The sequence below is a fragment of the Pseudothauera rhizosphaerae genome (assembly GCF_004801305.1).
In the GTDB taxonomy this organism is placed as follows: domain Bacteria; phylum Pseudomonadota; class Gammaproteobacteria; order Burkholderiales; family Rhodocyclaceae; genus Pseudothauera; species Pseudothauera rhizosphaerae.
Map to the genome: position 1 here is coordinate 119110 of NZ_SSOD01000006.1, position 16962 is coordinate 136071.

Below are 16962 nucleotides of genomic sequence, written 5' to 3' on the forward strand. Positions count from 1 at the left end.
TCGCCCGCATACCGCAAGGAGCCACCCATGGCCGACATCGAAATCACCCGCGAGGACTCGCCCACCAGGGGCCGCTGCGTGGGGCGCATCGCCGGCATCGAAGGCGAGGCCGAACTGACCTTCAGCAAGGCCGGCCCGGAACTGCTGATCGCCGACCATACCGGGGTGCCCGACACCATGCGCGAAACCGGCGCGGGCACCCGGCTCGCCCAGCGGCTGGTGGATGACGCCCGCGCGGGCGGCTACAGGATTCTCGCCCTGTGCCCCTTCGTGCGTGCGCAAACCCAGCGCCATCCCGAGGCTGGACGTGGTGCGGATCCCCTGAGGCGCCTACGGGGCGGTTGGTGAATCCGCCTGCGTCCGCGGTGCGCTGCGAGGGATGCGCAGGCGCATGCAGGTGCCCTTGCCGGGCGTGCTGTCCACGGCGATGCTGCCGCCGAGCAGGCCGGTGACCAGGTTGTGCACGATGTGCAGCCCCAGCCCGCTGCCGCCCTGCCCCAGGCGGGTGGTGAAGAAGGGATCGAAGATGCGGCGCAGGTTCTCGGGGGGGATGCCGCAGCCGTCGTCGCACACCTCTATCGCCACCGCCTCCGCGCCCGCGGCGCGGCCGCGCACGGTCACCGTGCCGCTGTCCCGCCCCGCGAAGCCATGCACGAGGGCGTTGTTCACCAGGTTGGCGAGCGCCTGGCCGAGGGGGCCGGGGTAGCTGTCGAGCAGCAGGCCGGGCTCCACGTCGGTTTCCAGTTGCCACGGCTGGCGCCGGAACGACGGGCGCAGGGTCAGCGCGATCTCGTCCACCACCTCGGCCAGTTCGAATTCGCGGCGCTGGGAACTGGCCTGGTCCACCGCCACCTGGCGGAAGCTCGCCACCAGCTCGGCGGCGCGCTGCAGGTTGCGCTCGATGATCTCGGTGCCGGCCTCGGTGTCGGCCAGGTACTGCTCCAGCGCCGAGCGCTTGAGCCCGGATTCCAGTTCGCGGCGCAGGCCGCGGGTATGGTCTGCCACCGTGTTGGCCGCCATCAGGCCGTTGCCCAGGGGCGTGGACAGCTCGTGCGCCACGCCCGCCACCAGCGCGCCGAGGGCGGCCATCTTCTCCGCCCGCAGCAGCTCTTCCTGGGCGCGGCGCAGGTGGTCCAGCGCGGCGGCCAGTTCCCCGTTGGAGCGCTCCAGTTCCGCGGTGCGCTCGGCCACGCGGCTCTCCAGCGTCTCGTTGAGTTCGCGCAGGCGGTCGATGGCCTCGCGCCGCCCGGTGACGTCCACGTCCATGCACACGAAGTAGCGGCCGCCCTCGCGCGCGGGGATGGAGAAGGTCGTGAACAGGATGTAGCGCGTCTCCCCGCTGCGCGTGCGCACCGGTACTTCCTGCGGCCCTTCGGCGACGCCGTCCGCAGCCACGCGGCCGAACATGGCCCGGAACTCGCGCATCTGCTCGGGCGAAAACAGCAGCTCGTCGAGGCTGCGGCCCAGCGCCTCCTCGGCCGTATAGCCGTACAGCAATGTGGAGCCCGGATTCCAGTACAGCACGCGGCCGCCCGCGTCGTACCACTGGATGGCCACGGTGGTGGCGGCTTCCAGCGTGGCGCGCAGGCGCTCCTCGCTGCGGGCGAGGGCCTCGCCTGCCTGCCAGCGGTCGGTGATGTCGCGGCCGATGGCGCCGTAGCGCCGCGCCCCGCCCTCGTCGCTCCCCGCATGCAGCGTCCACGCCACGCGGCAGGTCCTGCCCGCGCTGTCCACCATGGGGCATTCGAAGGCGACGCTGGCGGCCCCGGCCGCGAGCTTGTCGTACAGATCGCGCTGCCAGTCGTCCTCGTCGAAGCTCAGCCAGCGCTTCATGGGCTGGCCGGCCACCTCGTCCTCGGCGATGCCGAGCAGGCGGCACAGGGCCGGGTTGGCATAGGTGAGGTGCCAGTCGGCGTCCAGGCGCACGACCAGTTCGGTGGTGTTCTCCACCAGTTCCCGGTAGGCGGCCTGGCTCGCCGTGGCCTCGGCCTCGCGGGCGTGCACCGCGCTGCCCATGCGGGCGACCGCCGCCGCCAGGCCGTTGATCTCGGCCACCCGCGACGGCCGCCATGGCAGTTCATAGCGGCCCTCGCCGATGTCCCCCGCGAAGGCAGACAGGCGGGCGAACTGGCGACCGAAGTAGCGCGCCTGGATGGCCGAGCCCGCCAGAGCGAGCAGCACGGCGATCACCAGCGCGCCCACCATCAGCAGGCTGGCGCTGCGCGCCGGCTGATAGGCCAGCGCCTGCGGCCGCATCACCAGCACCCGCCAGTCCAGGTGGGGCACCGTGGCGATGGTGGCGAGCATCGCTTCGCCCTCGAAGCTCAGGTGTACCACCTCGCCGGAGAAGGGCTCCGGCATGCGGACGAAGTCCAGGTCGCCGAAATCCTGCTGGCGCCCGCGCAGTTCGTCGCGCGAATCGGCCAGCGCCCGCCCGCGGCGGTCGAGCAGCAGGGTGCGCAGGCCGCTGTCGTCGGACGTCGCCGTCATGCGGTCGATCAGGCGGGTGAAGGCCAGTTCGCCGATCAGCGTGTACTGCCCGGCGCGGCGTGCCACGGCCACGGTGAAGCCGCCCTCCACGGTGGACAGGAAGGTGTCGGTCCAGTGCAGGCCGTCGGCGGCACGGGCGCTGCGCCACAGGGGATGGGCCGACAGGTCGGTGCCGAGCAGATCGCTGCGCAGCGCCCGGCGCGGGGGCGGCAGGCCGACCGCGATCACCCGGCCGTCGCCATCGACCAGGTAGAGGGAGGAGAAGCTGCCCGGCTGTTCGAGGAAGCCGTCCAGCATGGCGTAGAAGAGCTGCGGGTCCAGGGCGCGTTCGACGGCCAGCATGCGCGCCATGCCTTCGAGGGCAAAGGCCGGCCCGGCCAGATGGGCCTGGACCTGGCCGGCGATCGCCTCCCCCAGCTCGGTCTGGCGCCGTTCCAGTTCGCGCACGGTCTGCGGCATCAGCCAGTAGATCACCAGCGGATAGACGACGACGAAGGTGACCAGCGCCACCAGCGCGGAGCGCAGGAACAGCAGGCGGGACAGGGGCCAGGGCTTCATCGTCCGCCCCCCGGCCGGTAGGGAACGAAGCGCCCGTCGCGCACCACGGTGAAGCGGACCGGCCGGCTCGCATCGCCGTAGCGGTCGAAGACGACGGGCTGCTGCACGCCGTCGAAGCCGCGGGCCAGCAGACGCGCCTTCAGCGGACCCTCGCCCTGCTCCGCCAGCGCGGCGATCGCTACGCTGGCCGCGTCGTAGCCGGCCACGCTGGCAAAACCGGGCGCGGCGCCGAAGCGCTGCTCGTAGGCGGAGCGGAAGGCCCGGAAGCGCTCCGTGTCGTCCTCCCGGTCGAAATACTGGGGCGCGAACAAGCCTTCTACCGCCCGGCCACCGAGTTCGACCAGGCGCTCGGTGGCCGCCCAGTCCGCCACCAGTGCACCCACCCGCCCGTCCTGGCGGCGCAGGATCTGCACCACGCGCGCCGCATCCACCGCACCTGCCACCACGACCAGTGCATCGGGGCCGGCCTCCAGCAGGCGGGCGACACGTGCCAGCAGGCTGTCGTCCACGGCGGAACTGAAGCCCTCCTGCGCCACCACGGCACCGCCGGCGGCCACCAGCGCAAGGCGGAACTGCGCCGCCCAGTCGGCGGTGTAGGCCAGGTTGCCTTCGTCGATGATCAGCGCCGCCCGCCGCACGCCCTGCTCGCGGGCGAGAAAATCCGCCGCCGCGCGGGCGTACTCGGTGGTGGCCGAGATGACGCGGAAGAAGTTGTCGTCGCGCCCGGAGAAGCGCGAACCGGTCACCGTGGGCGAGATCAGCACCACCCCGGCCGCGTCGGCGAGGGGAATCAGCACCTCGGCCATGGCGCTCGTCATCGGCCCCACGACGACCTGCACGCCGGCGGCGATCAGTTCGCTCATGGCCTGGCGGGCGGTGTCGGCATCCTGGGCGTCGTCGCGCACGATCAGTTCGATCGGCCGCCCATGCACGCCGCCGGCCCGGTTCGCCCGTTCCACCGCGAGCTGGGCGCCGTCCTTGCCTTCACCGCCCAGGTCCGCCACCCGCCCGGACAGGCCGCCCACGAAGCCGATGCGCACCGGCTCGGGCGGCGCGCAGGCGGCCAGCGCCAGCAGCGCGCACGCGGCCGCCAGCCGGCCGCGCCAGTACGCTTCAGGCGCTGCCGGCCGCGGCATGGGCATCCAGCCAGGCGTGCCAGTCCTCGGCCGGCATCGGGCGGGCGAACAGATAGCCCTGCCCGAGCTGGCAGCCCAGTTCGCGCAGACGTTCGACCTGGGCCGCTTCCTCGATGCCCTCGGCGATCAGTTCGATGCCCAGCCGCCGCCCCAGTCCGCACACCAGCGAGGCGATCTCGCCCCCGCGCCCGGCGTGGCCGAGTTCGTGCACGAAGGCGCGGTCGATCTTGAGCCGGTCCACGTTCATGCGCTGCAACTGGCCGAGGGAGGAATAGCCGGTGCCGAAGTCGTCGATGGCCAGTTCCAGCCCCATGGCGCGGATGTGCTCGAACAGTTCGATCATGCGCGCCGCCTCGCCCATGGCCACCGACTCGGTGATCTCCAGCTCGATCTGCCTCGGGTCCACACCCGATTCGTCCAGCGCGCCGCGCAGGCGGTCGAGGAAGTGCGGGTCGCGGAACTGGGTGAGGGAGACGTTGATGGCCATGCGCACGCCGCCGTGGCCGCGGACGGCCATCGCCGCGGCCTCGCGGCAGGCGCGCCGCAGCACCCATTCGCCGAGCGCGACGATCAGGCCGGACTGCTCGGCCAGCGGGATGAAACGGTCGGGCGGGATCATGCTGCCGTCCTCGATGCGCCAGCGCAGCAGCGCCTCGGCGCCGACGCAGCGCCCGCAGTCCAGGTCGATCTGCGGCTGGAAGACCAGGAACAGGCGCTCGGCGGCGAAGGCGTCGCGCAGTTCGCGCAGCAAGCGCACGCGGTCGCGGATCTCCTCGCCCATGCTGCGGGTGTAGGTGGCGATGCTGCCGCGCTCGGCCTGCTTGGCCTGCTTGAGCGCGAGGAAGGCGTTTTCCAGCGTCTCGGTGCCGTCGCCGTCGCCGCCGACTTCGGCCAGCGCCACCAGGCCGCCGGTCACCGACACCGAGATCGCCTCCCCGTCTATCGTCAGCGGCTCGCCGAACAGGCGTTGCAGGCAGCCTTCCGCCGGCAGCCCCTGCGGCCAGAACACCGCGAAGATGTCGCTGCCCACGCGCGCCACCACGCTGTCGCCGCAGCCCTGCCGCAGGCGCTCCACCGCCGCCTGCAGCAGGCGGTCGCCGTAGCGGTGGCCGAAGGTGCCGTTGAGATCGCCGAAATGGTCGATGTCCAGCACTGCGAGCACGCCCGGCCCCGCGGGCGTGAGGGCCAGATAGGCGTCGAGCCGTTCCACCAGGAGGCGGCGGTTGGGCAGGTGCAGCAACTGGTCGTAGTAGGAATAGCCGTTCAGGCGCTCGACCAGGCCCGCGTTGTCCAGGCACATGGCCACGTTGGTGCAGAACACCTCGATCAGCGCGGGGTCCAGGTCGGCGTCGGCCTGCTCGGCGTCCATCCACGCGGCCAGACAGCGCCCCTCGCGCCCGCCGAAGTAGAGCGCCATGCCGTACCCGGCCTCGACCACGTTCTCCCGCCCCGCCAGCGCGCGCCGCAGCATCTGCCTGACCGGACTGTGTTCGAGGGCGTCGAGGGGCTGGCCGATGGAGCGCTGGAAGCGCCCCGCGGCCGCCACCACCACCGCTTCCTCGGCCGCGTCGCGGCGCGCACACACCAGGCCTTCGGGCTGCAGGCCGAACAGGCCGGCGATCTGCGTGATGATGCCGGCGGCGAATTCGGCCAGCCCCTCGGTGCGCAGCAGCGCGGCGCTGCCGTTGACGATCTGGGCCAGGCCGCGCCGGCTGGCGTTGACGATGCGCAACTGCTGGTAGGTGCGAATGGCCGCGGTCAGCGCCGCGTACAGCCGGCTGCGGGAGAGCTCGGACTTGTTGCGGTAGTCGTTGATGTCGTAGTCGCGGATCGCATCCAGCTCGGGCGCGTAGCCCGGCTGCCCGGTGCGCAGGATGATGCGGGTATCGCGCAGGCCGTAGCGGTTGCGGATTTCGTCCACCAGCGCCAGGCCGGCGTCCTGCGTCTCCATCACCACGTCGAGCAGGACCACCGCCAGCTCGGGGTCGCGGGCGAAGCAGCCGCGCGCCTCTTCCGCCGAATGGGCATGCAGGAAGTGCAGCCGGCGTCCCACCACTTCCACGCCGGCCAGCCCCAGCTCGGTGCTGCGGTGGACGTCCTCGTCGTCGTCCACGATCAGCACCTTCCACACCGGGCGCGATCTCTCCGCGGCGGCCGGCGGATGCTCGTCCGCGAACTCGATCAGATCATCGCTCATCTGCCCCCCTGTTCCCCGCGACCGACCGCCCGCGGCCGGTCAGTCCCTCGTTCCCCGGCGCGCGCCCTCCTGCTCCCACCACGTCGTGCCGAGGCGTTCTTCGAAGGCGGGAAACTCCCTGTCGTGCTCCATGAACAGAGCCATCAGCGTCCTGGCGTGCTCGGGCGGAAAACCCTGCCGCCCGCCGTCGCGGGAATCGTTCAATACCCTGCTGATGAACTGGCGGCACTCGCGCGTGCCCCAGGTCTGTTCGATCTTCGCCAGGTGCGGATAAGCGGCGAACAGTCTGGTGGTGTCCGTTTTCGACATTTCGTTTTTCCTCTCGACTTCCGTGCAGCCGATGCATGCGCAAATATCGGCGTCATTGCGGCGGCGGTCAAGTACGACAACTGACTTGCGCCGCAGGCGAATGTGCAGCGCCGCGCGCGAAAGGGCGGACAGCCCAAGTAGAATACGCGCGATGAACGCACCCCATCCGGCAACCGCTCCCGCGCGCCACATCCTCGAACACGTCTTCGGCTACACCGCCTTCCGTGGCGAACAGGAAGCCATCGTCGAGCACGTGGCGGCCGGTGGCGACGCCCTGGTGCTGATGCCCACCGGTGGCGGCAAGTCGCTGTGCTACCAGATTCCGGCGCTGCTGCGCTCGGGCACGGCCATCGTCGTCTCGCCGCTGATCGCGCTGATGCAGGATCAGGTCAGCGCGCTGGTGGAAGCCGGCGTGGCCGCGGCCTGCCTTAACTCTAGCCTGTCACTGGAAGAATCCCGCGCCGTGGAGCGCGAACTGTTCGCCGGGCGGCTGGACCTGCTCTACGTGGCGCCGGAGCGCCTGCTCACCCCGCGCTTCCTCGACACCCTGGACGAACTGCGCGACACGCACCGGCTGGCGCTCTTCGCCATCGACGAGGCGCACTGCGTGTCCCAATGGGGCCACGACTTCCGCCCCGAATACCTGCAGCTCTCCGTCCTGCCCGAGCGCTACCCCGGCATCCCGCGCATCGCGCTCACCGCCACCGCCGACCAGCTCACGCGGGAGGAGATCGCCCGCAACCTGCGCCTGGAAAACGCCCGCCGCTTCGTCTCCAGCTTCGACCGCCCCAACATCCGCTACCGCATCGTGGACAAGGCCGATCCGCGTCGGCAACTCCTCGCCTTCATCCGCGAGGACCATCAGGATGAAGCCGGCATCGTCTACTGCCTGTCGCGCCGCAAGGTGGAGGAAACCGCCGCCTGGCTCGCCGAGCACGGCGTCGACGCCCTGCCCTACCACGCCGGCCTGCCGGTGGAAGAGCGTTCAGCCAACCAGGTGCGCTTCCTGCGCGAGGACGGCATCGTCATGGTCGCCACCATCGCCTTCGGCATGGGCATCGACAAGCCGGACGTGCGCTTCGTCGCCCACCTGGACCTGCCGCGCTCGGTGGAAGGCTACTACCAGGAAACCGGCCGCGCCGGCCGCGACGGTCTGCCCGCCGAAGCCTGGATGGCCTGGGGCGCGGCCGACGTGGTGCAGCAGCGCCGCATGATCGACGAATCCGAAGGCGGCGAGGACTTCAAGCGCCTGGCGCGCGCGCGCCTCGATGCCTTGGTGGGCCTGGTGGAATCCACCACCTGCCGCCGCCAGCACCTGCTCGACTACTTCGGCGAGGCCAGCGGCCCCTGCGGCAATTGCGACAACTGCCTGGAGCCGCCGCGCACCTGGGACGCCACCGATGCGGCGCGCAAGGCCCTGTCCTGCGTCTATCGCACCGGCCAGCGCTACGGCGCCGGGCATCTCATCGACGTGCTGCGCGGCGAACGCAGCGAAAAGGTGATCGAACGCGGCCACGAGGCGGTGAGCACCTTCGGCATCGGCGCCGACGTGGACGACAGGACCTGGCGCAGCCTCTTCCGCCAACTCGTCGCCCGCGGCCTGCTCGCCGTGGACCACGAACGCTACGGCGCGCTGGCCCTCACCGACGCCGCCCGCCCCCTGCTGCGCGGCGAAGACGAATTCATGCTGCGCCTGGTGCCGGAGAAACGCGGCCGCACCAAGCGCCGCAGCGCCTCCACCGAGATCCCCGCCGGCATCCCCACCACCCTGTTCGACCGCCTGCGCGCCTGGCGCGCCGAAACCGCGCGGGAACGCAACGTGCCGGCCTACGTCATCTTCCACGACGCCACCCTGCGCGAGATCGCGCTGGCCCGCCCGCACACCCTGGCCGAACTGGGCGGCATCAGCGGCATCGGCGACCGCAAGCTGGAAGCCTACGGCGCCGCCATCCTGGAGATCGTCGCCGAGGCCGGCTGAGCGCTTCAGCGTATGGTTCGCCGATGCAGGAGCGGGCTTGCCCGCGATGCGGTGATCGTTTCTCCGTAGGCCGCATCGCGGGCAAGCCCGCTCCTACCGTGCCTCAGCGCACGCCCAGCAGTTCCACCTCGAATACCAGCGTCGCATTCGGCGGAATCACCCCGCCCGCGCCGCGCGCACCGTAGCCCAGTTCCGGCGGAATGGTGAGCTTGCGTTTGCCGCCCACCAGCATGCCCTGCACGCCCTCGTCCCAGCCGCGGATCACGTAGCCGGCGCCGAGCGGGAATTCGAAGGGGTCGTTGCGATCCTTGCTGGAATCGAACTTCTTGCCGTCGGTGAGCCAGCCGGTGTAATGCACGGTCACGGTCTGGCCCTTGGCGGCAGCCGCGCCGCTGCCGACTTCCAGCTCCTCGATGACGAGGCCGCTGGCGGTGGTCTGGGACATGGAAACTCCTGGACGTCTGTCTGTGGATGGGAAGGCCGGATTCTACGCCCCCACGGCTACAATCCCCTTCCCCCCGTCATGGAACCCGCCCGCGTGACTGCCACCGCCGAACACATTGACGCCTTCATCGCCCGCTGGCAGAACGCCGGCGGCAGCGAGCGGGCCAACTACCAGCTTTTCCTCACCGAACTCTGCACCCTGCTCGACCTCCCCCGCCCGACCCGGCGGGCGACGACACCCGCGACAACGCCTACGTGTTCGAACGCCGCGTCGTACTGCGTGCGCCAGACGGCAGCGCCAGCAACGGCTTCATCGACCTCTACCGCCGCGGCGCATTCGTCTGCGAAGCCAAGCAGACCGGCAGGACGCTGGACACCTCCGGCTGGGACAAGGCCATGCTGCGCGCCCACAACCAGGCCGACCAGTACGTGCGCGCCCTGCCCGCCGACGAAGGCCGGCCGCCCTTCATCCTCGTGGTGGACGTGGGCCGCAACATCGAGCTCTACGCCGGATTCTCCCGCTCCGGCGCCACCTACACGCCCTTTCCCGACCCCCGCGCCCACCGCATCCGCCTCGAAGACCTGCGCCGAGACGACATCCGCGAGCGCCTGCGCGCCGTCTGGCTGGACCCGGCCAGCCTCGACCCCGCACGCCGCTCCGCCCGCGTCACCCGCGACATCGCGGAGATGGTGCTGTGGATCGGCTACCTGCAATGGCACATCCGCAGCATGGGCCAGGCCACCGTGCCCGAACCCATGCTGCGCGACTTCCGCAACATCGAAAACCGCGACGCGCTGATCGCCTACGAGCGCGAAGAACTCGTCACGGACGAAGCCGGCCGTCCCGTCACCCGCTGGGACGGCGAAAGCTACCGGACCAGCCCCGTCACCGGCGAACCCGTGCCGGACGAAACCGCGCAGATGCCGCTGTACCGCTACGTGGAACCGAGAAAGGCCGAATGGCCACAGGCGGATCACATCGTGGGGAATCCGCCGTTCATCGGGAACAAGCGCATGCGCGCCGCGTTGGGCGACGGCTACGTGGACGCCGTACGTGACACCCGGCCGGAAGTGCCTGAATCTGCCGACTTCGTCATGTACTGGTGGCACATCGCGGCCGAGACCGTGCGCGCTGGGGAGGCGAAGCACTTCGGCTTCATCACCACCAATAGCATCAAACAAGCGTTCAACCGCCGCGTGGTCGAAGCGCAACTGCGCGCGAACGACCCACTGTCCATCGTCTTTGCCATTCCCGACCATCCATGGGTGGATGCCGCCGACGGTGCAGCGGTGCGTATTGCCATGACGGTCGGTGAGGCGGGCACACACGACGGACGTATACTGCAAGTTCGCGAGGAAACAGCCACCGATCAGGACGAGGTGGCCGTACAACTGCAGGAAAGTACGGGCCGCTTGTTCCCTGACTTGAAAATCGGCGTCAATGTCGCTGCGGTACGTCCTCTCACCGCAAACAGCGCCATCAGTAATCGCGGCGTGATTCCGCACGGCGAAGGCATGACGGTCACCGAGGAGCAAGCAACTGCGCTCGGTCTCGGCGTCGTAGCGGGTTTGGATGCGAGGCTACGTCCCTACCGTAATGGTCGCGACCTGACACAGACCCCACGCAATGTTCGCGTCATTGACATGCATGGTCTCAGTGCCGAGCAAGTACGCGAGCAGTTTCCTGCGGTATATCAATGGCTATCGGAGCGCGTTAAACCCGAGCGAGACCAGAACAAGGACCGAGACCTTCGCGAAAAGTGGTGGCTCCATAGGAGAAACAACGAGGATCTACGGAATTCGATGCGGGGCATAAACCGATACGTTGCAACGGTGCAGACCAGCAAGCATCGACTGTTCACTTTCCTTGATGTCGCTGTTCTGCCTGATGACAAGCTGATTGCCATTACCATGGATGACTCGACATGGCTTGGTGTCCTGTCGTCGCGGATTCACGTTGTTTGGGCGCTGGCTACAGGCGCAACACTCGAAGATAGGCCGGTCTACAACAAAACGACCTGCTTCGAAGCGTTCCCTTTCCCATCGATTGGCAATGACCTCGCGGCGAGCGAAGCGAGCCGCGAGGTCGCAGACCGAGCGAAATCGCGGAAATCGCCGAACAGATCGATGCCTACCGCAAGCGCCAGCAGGCCCAACACCCGGAACTGACGCTGACCGGCATCTACAACGTGCTGGAAAAACTGCGGGCGGGCGAACCGCTCTCCGCGAAAGACAAGCTCATCCACGAACAGGGCCTCGTCTCCGTGCTGCGTGAACTGCACGACGCCCTGGACGCCGCCGTCCTCAAAGCCTACGGCTGGTCCGACCTCGCCCCCGCGCTGGTCGGCCGCCCCGGCGCCACCACCCCGCTGCCCGACAAGCCCGAAGACCAGGCCGAAGCCGAGGAAGAACTCCTTTCCCGCCTCGTCGCGCTGAACGCCGAACGCGCCGCCGAAGAAGCCCGGGGCCACATCCTATGGCTGCGCCCGGACTACCAGAACCCGGCCGTTTCCGCCGGCTCCGGCTCCGCTCCCTTCGGCTCCGCTCAGGGAGCGGGGGGTCGCTGGCTGAGCGAAGCAGAAGCCAGCGAAGCCCAACAAACCCCGCTCGATCTCCCGCCGGACGATGCCGGGGCACCGAAGCCGGCCCAGCCCCCCGCCGCCGGCAAACAGCCCTGGCCCAAAACCATGCGCGAACAGGTCGCCGCCGTCCGCACCGCGCTCGCCCACCAGCGCCTTCCGCTGGAGGCCATTGCCGGCCAGTTCAAGCGCTCGCCCAGGGCCCCGGTCCTGTCCGTCCTCGAAGCCCTGGAAGCGCTGGGCATGGTGAAGCAGGAGGACGGGCTATACGGCCTGCAGGGTTGAACGTGGACGCCATTGCGCAGGCGAGGTAAAGCTATGTGGATGATCGCCCCCCCCCGAATTCGGCGTACCCATCGAAAAATGGGAGTTGTGGCGCGCGTCGCTGCTGGAGCTGGATCAGACGGACGAAAGCGTGATTGCCGCGATCAGCTATGCCGATGCCACTATCGAGCGCAAGCGTCGGTTCGACGCGGAATACGGCGTACCGGGCTATGACGCGATCCGTGCAAAGCGGCCCCCGACGAAACCGTGATCAGCTTCGGCGTCGACGCCAGCAGGGCCGTGCCTTGCGCTGCACCCTAGACAGCCCGGCGCGGGGCGTTTCATTCTGTCAGGAGTTCTTACAGCCCGAAGTCTTCCCGGAACCGGTCGATCTGGTGCATGCGCTCGTGCAGGATGGTGACGATGCCGATGTCTCCGCCGGACAGGCGGCGCCAATAGACGAAATGCCGTTCGTGGCGGAAGAAGTACCCTTCGACGCCGAACTCGGCGGGTATGGGCCTAGAGTTCACCGCGTGGGTTGCGATTCGTTCGAAGGCTTCGAACAGGCTCGTGATGTAGCGGTCGGCCTGTTCCGTTCCCCAGCGATCCCGCGTGTAGCGGTAGATTTCGTCGAGACGGAAGGAGGCCGCCTCCTGGATGCGGACGCGGGCCATGCGTTCAGCCCTTGTTGCGTGCGATGACTTCGGCCGCCGTCAGGGGCTGGTAGGAGGATTCGGGGGCCGCGAAGGCATGGGCCAGTTCGGCCTTGAGCCGGTCGACCCTTTCCTGTTCCACGCGCGCCCTGTCGCGGCGGATGAGGTCGCGGATGTATTCACTGACGTTTTCGTAGGCGCCCTCCTCGCCCACGTTCGCGGCCACGAAGTCGCCGAGCGCGCCGTTGAGACGGACCGTCAGGGTTGTCGGCTGTGTGGTTCGGGTCATGATGCCTTCCTCCGGGGGTATGAACGTATTCAAGATAACCAATAACGAATACGCCAACAAGTCGCGGAGGCAGCGACCGACCCGATTTCCATCCCGCGCGATGGGGCTGGTGCCTGTGGCGCCCTGCCGGCACTGGCATTCCATTTCCCGCACCACCTGCGGGGCTGCCGCTTACTCGTCATCGCCAGACAGGCAGTCGACAACCCAGTAGCCCAGCACCCCGAGCCCCAGCGTACCCATCAGGCCGATGCCCGATTTGTGCGGCTCGCGTGCCGCAAGAACGGTTCGCAGGCGTTCGAGTGCGGGCGGTTCGGTAAACGTCAGCGGCACGGACAGTTCGACGGGCCTGTCCGAGGGCGCCCCGTTCCGCCAGATCACCCCGAGGGGGTCGTCCAGGGTGTGGATGAGCTGGTCCAGCCAGTCCCGCAGTTCGTCCAGATTGTGGCGACAGACCCATGAGAGCAGGTCGTGTACCAGCATATCGTCCCCCGCGGTGGACAGGGACTCCGCCCACTCGTATTCCCCCACCGCCATGTCGGCCGCAGCCTCCAATCGCCCAACCCACCGCTGGGCTTCGGGTTCACCGCTGCCGGCGTTTCCGACGACGTGCTCCATGAGGTCGTTGACGGCGGTGGAGATCCGTTCCAGCGCGTATCCGAAGGTACGCACGTGCATGTACGCCTCGCCCGCCATGTCGGCCTCGAATACGGTCCGTGGAGCGGGCGTGGTCAGCCGTTTCGACAGGCGCCGCGCCACCGGCCGCATGGCCTGGACCATGAAGGCCAGATTGGATGACAGGATGGGTTCTTCTCCGCTCATGGGGGCATCCTCGCCTTTTGGACGGGGGAGACATTCTTCCCCCTCCGGAGTCTCACACGATGAGCCTGTGCCTTCCGCACAAACCGGCGGAGCGCGTGCCTTGGAAAAGGGCGGACATGCGGCTGGCCGCCCAGGGCAAAGTCACTTATTCTTACCAAACCGCAATCGATATTCAGAGGGTACGACCATGTCCGCTACCGCCACCCTGTCCAGCAAGTTCCAGATCTCCATTCCCAAGGCCGTACGCGAGGAACAGCACTGGCAGGCCGGGCAGGAGTTCGTTTTCATCCCCAAGGGCAAGGGCGTGCTGGTGATGCCCGTACCCGAACTGGACGAACTGGCCGGCATCGCCCAGGGCGTCCGCACCGACGGCTACCGCGACCGGGAAGACCGCTACTGATGGCGACGCCGCCGCGCGTGGTCGATACCTCGGCCTGGATCGAATGGCTCACCGGCAGCGCGCTGGGCAGGACGCTCGGCGGGCAGTTCCCGGACAAGCCCCGGCTCATCGTTCCGACCATCGTGCAGCTCGAACTATCGAAGTGGCTGGTGCGCGAACTCGGCGAAGACCGGGCCGACCAGGTGATCGCCTACACGCAGAAATGCGTGGTCGTGCCGCTGGATACCGCCATTGCGCTGCGGGCGGCGGACCTGCACCGCGCCCGCAGGCTGGCCACCGCCGATGCCATCGTCTATGCGACGGCACTGCGCGGGGGCGCCGAACTGCTCACCTGCGACGCCCATTTCGAAGGGCTGCCGGGCGTGGTCCTGTTTACCAAGACGGCCTGAATCCCGCCGGTTGCCGGGGAGGATCGGCCCGCAGGTCGGGACGAGCGCAGCGAAACCCAACACGCAGCGCACACTCCCACCGGAAGATGTCGGGCTTCCTCCGTCAGCCCAACGCGCCGTTCATTCGTCCCCGCCCATGGCTCACCGTCCTTCCGGCTCGCAATTCCGTGAACTGCAATGCCTCCGGGTCATTACGCATCCCTCATTCACAATCGCAATCGTCGCCGAACAGCATGCCGGCAATGCCGACGCCCAGTACGACGGCGCCCAGCGTCCCCCAGAAACCGAGCCCGGCTTTGGGGCAAGCCGGCAGCGGGGCGAATCCGCCCGAACCGTAGTCCGTTCGTACCGCAGGCCGGGCGGACGGCAGGGTATTCCGGTGCCGTTGGGCCGTCAGCAACTCCCGCTGCGCGATCCAGACTCCCAGTTCGATGCGCTGCGGCGCCAGCGTCGAGGTCAGCCTGACGCGCAATTCCACGCGGCCCGTCGTCGGCAAACCCCGCCGCCGCAACGCGCCCACGGGATCGGCGATGGAGTCCGTCAGCTCTTCCAGCCAGCAGAGCACATTGCGCAGGTGATGGCGATAGGTATCCAGCAGAAGCCCGTGCGCGTGAGCATCCTCGCCTGGCACCCGCAGGGCGGCAATCCGCGTATGGCCATTCATGAGCGGCAGAAGGACGGCTTGGAAATCCTGAGCCGCGCCGAGAATTTCCGCGTCGCCGCAGCGGTCCAGCGCCGCGAGCCGCCCCATGGGTTCCAGCGCGGCGGCGCAGATGCGCCGGACGTCCAGGTCGATGGCATCCAGGCTGTGCCGCGCGGTGGCGGCAAAGTCCGCGTCGAACCCGGTTTGCGCCACGGACGTTTCCAGATGCCGCGCCAGGGCGGCCCGCAGCGGGCGCAGGGCCTGGCCGAGCAGGACGACATGGCCGGGCAGCACGGAGGTTTCGTTTTCCATGGAGCGTCTCGCGGGGATAAGGATGCGGCCATTGTTCTACCGCCGGTGGCTCACACAGTGAGCCTGCGCCCCGCGCACAATCCGGCCATGTTTGTGATTGCGGCGTTCGCCGGTCTGTTGGAACAGCCGTGGCCCCGACCCAGCGAGCGCCGTCAGGCGCTGGGAACGGTTTCCTGCCGGTTTTCCGTCGGGGTCACGGCGATGAGGTCTTCGATGCCGCACCGGAGCACGGCGACCAGTCCGCCCAGCACGGCGGTGGACACATGGGTGGATTGGCCGTCGACGATGCGGATCAGTTGGGGGACGGAAATATCGACGCCTATGGTTTTCAACATCCGTTGCAGGGCCGCCACGGAGCGGATGCCCCGTTCGGCCATGACGACGCGGATGCGAAAGGCCAGGGTGACCGGGCTGCCCTGGGCGGGGACGGGGCGGAGCATGGGGCGATTCCTCAGGACGGGAAGGGGTTCGGACGGACTGTTGTGCGCGCAGTGTAGCAAAACACCCTAATCAGCAAAAATCTTTCATAAAACGATTGACCATCGCAGAATCTGTCCGTATGATCCGCCGACATTCTTTCTTCATTGCCCCTTCGGGGCGGCAAGCACAAGGAACAGACGCGGGGCAGCGCAGTGGCAGCGTGCCGGGCTCATAACCCAGAGGTCGGCGGTTCGAATCCGTTTCCCGCATCCAATTATCATGAAAACCATGTCCATCGCTTCGATACCGACCAGCCGGCAGGCCGCTTTCGGCGCCTGCCCGGCCGTGGCTTGCCGCCTGGCGGGCGAGCGGGCCATGGGCTCGATGGGCGGCGAATCGCGATTTACCGGCTTTGGCACAGGCAAGGGCCAGGCGGGTTACGGCCATTGGCGGAATCCGGGTGCGCGGAGATTCAGGCGGGAGCGCGGCATGGCATAGCCATCCCTCCCACGGCGGCAGCAATCGCCCAGCCCGGATCTCCGCAAGGAATCCGGGCTTTTTGTTTTTCGGCATGAGGAATAGCGCCATGCATCACAAACGCAAACGCAGCAAGAACGCCCGCGCCGGGTGCCTGCTGTGCAAGCCCAACAAGATGAACGGGTGGGCAAAGCACCGGGAACTGGGCCATTGCGGGTTTGGAAAACTGCGGCGGGAAGCCGCCGCGCGGGAAATGCTCAGGGAGATGAAACCATGAAACCCAGGACGAAACCGCGTAACCCCTACGTGGCCAGCGCTAAGTTCCGCAAGGCCGGAGCGCATGGAAAAACGGAAAAGGCGCAGCGGCGGCAGGCAAAGGCCGCGCTCCGCCGCGAGTCGAAGCGTGTGCCGGAGTACTTGCAGCAGCGCATTGCTGGGAGTGTGCCGCTGCCAATGCTTCGGCCGGCCCAAGCCTCTCTGGCGTAAGTGGTCTGCGCGCCTGTCTGAAGAACAGGAGGACGCCGTTCGATTCGGCGGGGAGGCACCAGCTTGGATGGTGTTCGTGGTGTAGTGGTCTGCATGTCTGGCTGTGACCCAGAAGGTAC

General features: G+C 68.4%; 17 protein-coding genes and 2 tRNA genes. 9 read left to right on the top strand and 10 right to left on the bottom strand.

Going from position 1 to position 16962, the window contains the following annotated elements:
- The first annotated feature begins 27 nt into the window (after nucleotides 1–27).
- Entirely contained in the window at nucleotides 28–348 is a 321-nt protein-coding gene (locus tag E6O51_RS09345; protein ID WP_136384720.1) for a GNAT family N-acetyltransferase, read from the top strand.
- On the opposite strand, the gene E6O51_RS09350 is transcribed toward E6O51_RS09345, so the two are convergent.
- Genes E6O51_RS09350 through E6O51_RS09365 form a run of 4 tightly spaced genes read right to left on the bottom strand, consistent with a single transcriptional unit; the run spans nucleotide 331 to nucleotide 6690 of the window.
- On the bottom strand, nucleotides 331–3048 hold the full coding sequence (locus E6O51_RS09350) for a PAS domain S-box protein (RefSeq protein WP_136384721.1): 2718 nt from the start codon (nucleotides 3046–3048) through the stop codon (nucleotides 331–333). The two genes, E6O51_RS09345 and E6O51_RS09350, sit on opposite strands and share 18 nt — an antisense overlap.
- On the bottom strand, nucleotides 3045–4184 hold the full coding sequence (locus tag E6O51_RS09355) for an ABC transporter substrate-binding protein (protein WP_168735238.1): 1140 nt from the start codon (nucleotides 4182–4184) through the stop codon (nucleotides 3045–3047). Before E6O51_RS09355 ends, E6O51_RS09350 begins: the two co-directional genes overlap by 4 nt.
- A complete protein-coding gene (locus tag E6O51_RS09360) occupies nucleotides 4162–6381 on the bottom strand; it encodes a GGDEF/EAL domain-containing response regulator (protein WP_136384723.1) in 2220 nt (739 codons plus the stop codon). Before E6O51_RS09360 ends, E6O51_RS09355 begins: the two co-directional genes overlap by 23 nt.
- A gap of 39 nt (nucleotides 6382–6420) precedes the next feature.
- Nucleotides 6421–6690 carry a hypothetical protein gene (locus E6O51_RS09365; protein WP_136384724.1) on the bottom strand — a complete coding sequence of 90 codons (270 nt, stop codon included), beginning with the start codon at nucleotides 6688–6690 and terminating at the stop codon, nucleotides 6421–6423.
- A gap of 151 nt (nucleotides 6691–6841) precedes the next feature.
- Between E6O51_RS09365 and recQ the strand changes: the two genes are divergently transcribed.
- Nucleotides 6842–8668, top strand: coding sequence for a DNA helicase RecQ (gene recQ, locus E6O51_RS09370; RefSeq protein WP_230976747.1), 1827 nt, complete (start codon nucleotides 6842–6844; stop codon nucleotides 8666–8668).
- A gap of 103 nt (nucleotides 8669–8771) precedes the next feature.
- Here recQ and E6O51_RS09375 read toward each other — a convergent pair whose 3' ends face one another.
- Nucleotides 8772–9113: an FKBP-type peptidyl-prolyl cis-trans isomerase gene (locus tag E6O51_RS09375; protein WP_136384726.1), complete on the bottom strand. Its 342-nt coding sequence runs from the start codon at nucleotides 9111–9113 to the stop codon at nucleotides 8772–8774.
- A gap of 254 nt (nucleotides 9114–9367) precedes the next feature.
- Here E6O51_RS09375 and E6O51_RS09380 point away from each other — a divergent pair, with 254 nt between their 5' ends.
- The 3 genes from E6O51_RS09380 (at nucleotide 9368) to E6O51_RS21845 (ending at nucleotide 12226) form a co-directional block, all read left to right on the top strand.
- Nucleotides 9368–11281: a type IIL restriction-modification enzyme MmeI gene (locus tag E6O51_RS09380; RefSeq protein WP_230976748.1), complete on the top strand. Its 1914-nt coding sequence runs from the start codon at nucleotides 9368–9370 to the stop codon at nucleotides 11279–11281.
- A gap of 20 nt (nucleotides 11282–11301) precedes the next feature.
- Nucleotides 11302–11976, top strand: a complete 675-nt coding sequence (locus E6O51_RS22245; RefSeq protein ID WP_230976749.1) for a hypothetical protein — start codon at nucleotides 11302–11304, stop codon at nucleotides 11974–11976.
- Between the two features lie 85 nt (nucleotides 11977–12061).
- Nucleotides 12062–12226 (top strand): hypothetical protein, encoded by a 165-nt coding sequence (locus E6O51_RS21845; protein ID WP_168735239.1) that lies wholly within the window; start codon nucleotides 12062–12064, stop codon nucleotides 12224–12226.
- Between the two features lie 88 nt (nucleotides 12227–12314).
- On the opposite strand, the gene E6O51_RS09385 is transcribed toward E6O51_RS21845, so the two are convergent.
- From E6O51_RS09385 to E6O51_RS09395, 3 genes are all read right to left on the bottom strand, one after another.
- Nucleotides 12315–12629 carry a type II toxin-antitoxin system RelE/ParE family toxin gene (locus E6O51_RS09385; RefSeq protein WP_136384727.1) on the bottom strand — a complete coding sequence of 105 codons (315 nt, stop codon included), beginning with the start codon at nucleotides 12627–12629 and terminating at the stop codon, nucleotides 12315–12317.
- Between the two features lie 4 nt (nucleotides 12630–12633).
- Nucleotides 12634–12897, bottom strand: a complete 264-nt coding sequence (locus tag E6O51_RS09390) for a ribbon-helix-helix domain-containing protein (RefSeq protein WP_136384728.1) — start codon at nucleotides 12895–12897, stop codon at nucleotides 12634–12636.
- 171 nt (nucleotides 12898–13068) lie between these two features.
- Nucleotides 13069–13716, bottom strand: a complete 648-nt coding sequence (locus E6O51_RS09395; RefSeq protein WP_136384729.1) for a hypothetical protein — start codon at nucleotides 13714–13716, stop codon at nucleotides 13069–13071.
- Between the two features lie 187 nt (nucleotides 13717–13903).
- Here E6O51_RS09395 and E6O51_RS09400 point away from each other — a divergent pair, with 187 nt between their 5' ends.
- Nucleotides 13904–14116: an AbrB/MazE/SpoVT family DNA-binding domain-containing protein gene (locus E6O51_RS09400; protein WP_136384730.1), complete on the top strand. Its 213-nt coding sequence runs from the start codon at nucleotides 13904–13906 to the stop codon at nucleotides 14114–14116.
- Entirely contained in the window at nucleotides 14116–14505 is a 390-nt protein-coding gene (locus tag E6O51_RS09405) for a type II toxin-antitoxin system VapC family toxin (RefSeq protein ID WP_136384731.1), read from the top strand. The genes E6O51_RS09400 and E6O51_RS09405 overlap by 1 nt, the downstream gene beginning before the upstream one ends.
- A gap of 202 nt (nucleotides 14506–14707) precedes the next feature.
- Here E6O51_RS09405 and E6O51_RS09410 read toward each other — a convergent pair whose 3' ends face one another.
- Complete coding sequence (locus E6O51_RS09410) at nucleotides 14708–15460, bottom strand: hypothetical protein (RefSeq protein ID WP_136384732.1); 753 nt, start codon at nucleotides 15458–15460, stop codon at nucleotides 14708–14710.
- A 152-nt stretch (nucleotides 15461–15612) separates the two neighbouring features.
- Nucleotides 15613–15900, bottom strand: a complete 288-nt coding sequence (locus tag E6O51_RS09415) for a helix-turn-helix domain-containing protein (RefSeq protein ID WP_136384733.1) — start codon at nucleotides 15898–15900, stop codon at nucleotides 15613–15615.
- 178 nt (nucleotides 15901–16078) lie between these two features.
- Between E6O51_RS09415 and E6O51_RS09420 the strand changes: the two genes are divergently transcribed.
- Nucleotides 16079–16153: transfer RNA gene (locus E6O51_RS09420), tRNA-Met, on the top strand.
- 675 nt (nucleotides 16154–16828) lie between these two features.
- Nucleotides 16829–16904, top strand: a tRNA-Phe gene (locus tag E6O51_RS09430).
- Nucleotides 16905–16962 lie beyond the last annotated feature (58 nt).

Bases quoted from the DNA above. Each gene is read 5' to 3' on its own strand.
- E6O51_RS09415 (WP_136384733.1), bottom strand. From the start codon at position 15,900: ATGCTCCGCCCCGTCCCCGCCCAGGGCAGCCCGGTCACCCTGGCCTTT.
- E6O51_RS09360 (WP_136384723.1), bottom strand. From the start codon at position 6,381: ATGAGCGATGATCTGATCGAGTTCGCGGACGAGCATCCGCCGGCCGCC.
- E6O51_RS09355 (WP_168735238.1), bottom strand. From the start codon at position 4,184: ATGCCGCGGCCGGCAGCGCCTGAAGCGTACTGGCGCGGCCGGCTGGCG.
- E6O51_RS09350 (WP_136384721.1), bottom strand. From the start codon at position 3,048: ATGAAGCCCTGGCCCCTGTCCCGCCTGCTGTTCCTGCGCTCCGCGCTG.
- recQ (WP_230976747.1), top strand. From the start codon at position 6,842: ATGAACGCACCCCATCCGGCAACCGCTCCCGCGCGCCACATCCTCGAA.
- E6O51_RS09395 (WP_136384729.1), bottom strand. From the start codon at position 13,716: ATGAGCGGAGAAGAACCCATCCTGTCATCCAATCTGGCCTTCATGGTC.
- E6O51_RS09410 (WP_136384732.1), bottom strand. From the start codon at position 15,460: ATGGAAAACGAAACCTCCGTGCTGCCCGGCCATGTCGTCCTGCTCGGC.
- E6O51_RS09385 (WP_136384727.1), bottom strand. From the start codon at position 12,629: ATGGCCCGCGTCCGCATCCAGGAGGCGGCCTCCTTCCGTCTCGACGAA.
- E6O51_RS09375 (WP_136384726.1), bottom strand. From the start codon at position 9,113: ATGTCCCAGACCACCGCCAGCGGCCTCGTCATCGAGGAGCTGGAAGTC.
- E6O51_RS09390 (WP_136384728.1), bottom strand. From the start codon at position 12,897: ATGACCCGAACCACACAGCCGACAACCCTGACGGTCCGTCTCAACGGC.
- E6O51_RS09405 (WP_136384731.1), top strand. From the start codon at position 14,116: ATGGCGACGCCGCCGCGCGTGGTCGATACCTCGGCCTGGATCGAATGG.
- E6O51_RS09365 (WP_136384724.1), bottom strand. From the start codon at position 6,690: ATGTCGAAAACGGACACCACCAGACTGTTCGCCGCTTATCCGCACCTG.
- E6O51_RS09345 (WP_136384720.1), top strand. From the start codon at position 28: ATGGCCGACATCGAAATCACCCGCGAGGACTCGCCCACCAGGGGCCGC.
- E6O51_RS09400 (WP_136384730.1), top strand. From the start codon at position 13,904: ATGTCCGCTACCGCCACCCTGTCCAGCAAGTTCCAGATCTCCATTCCC.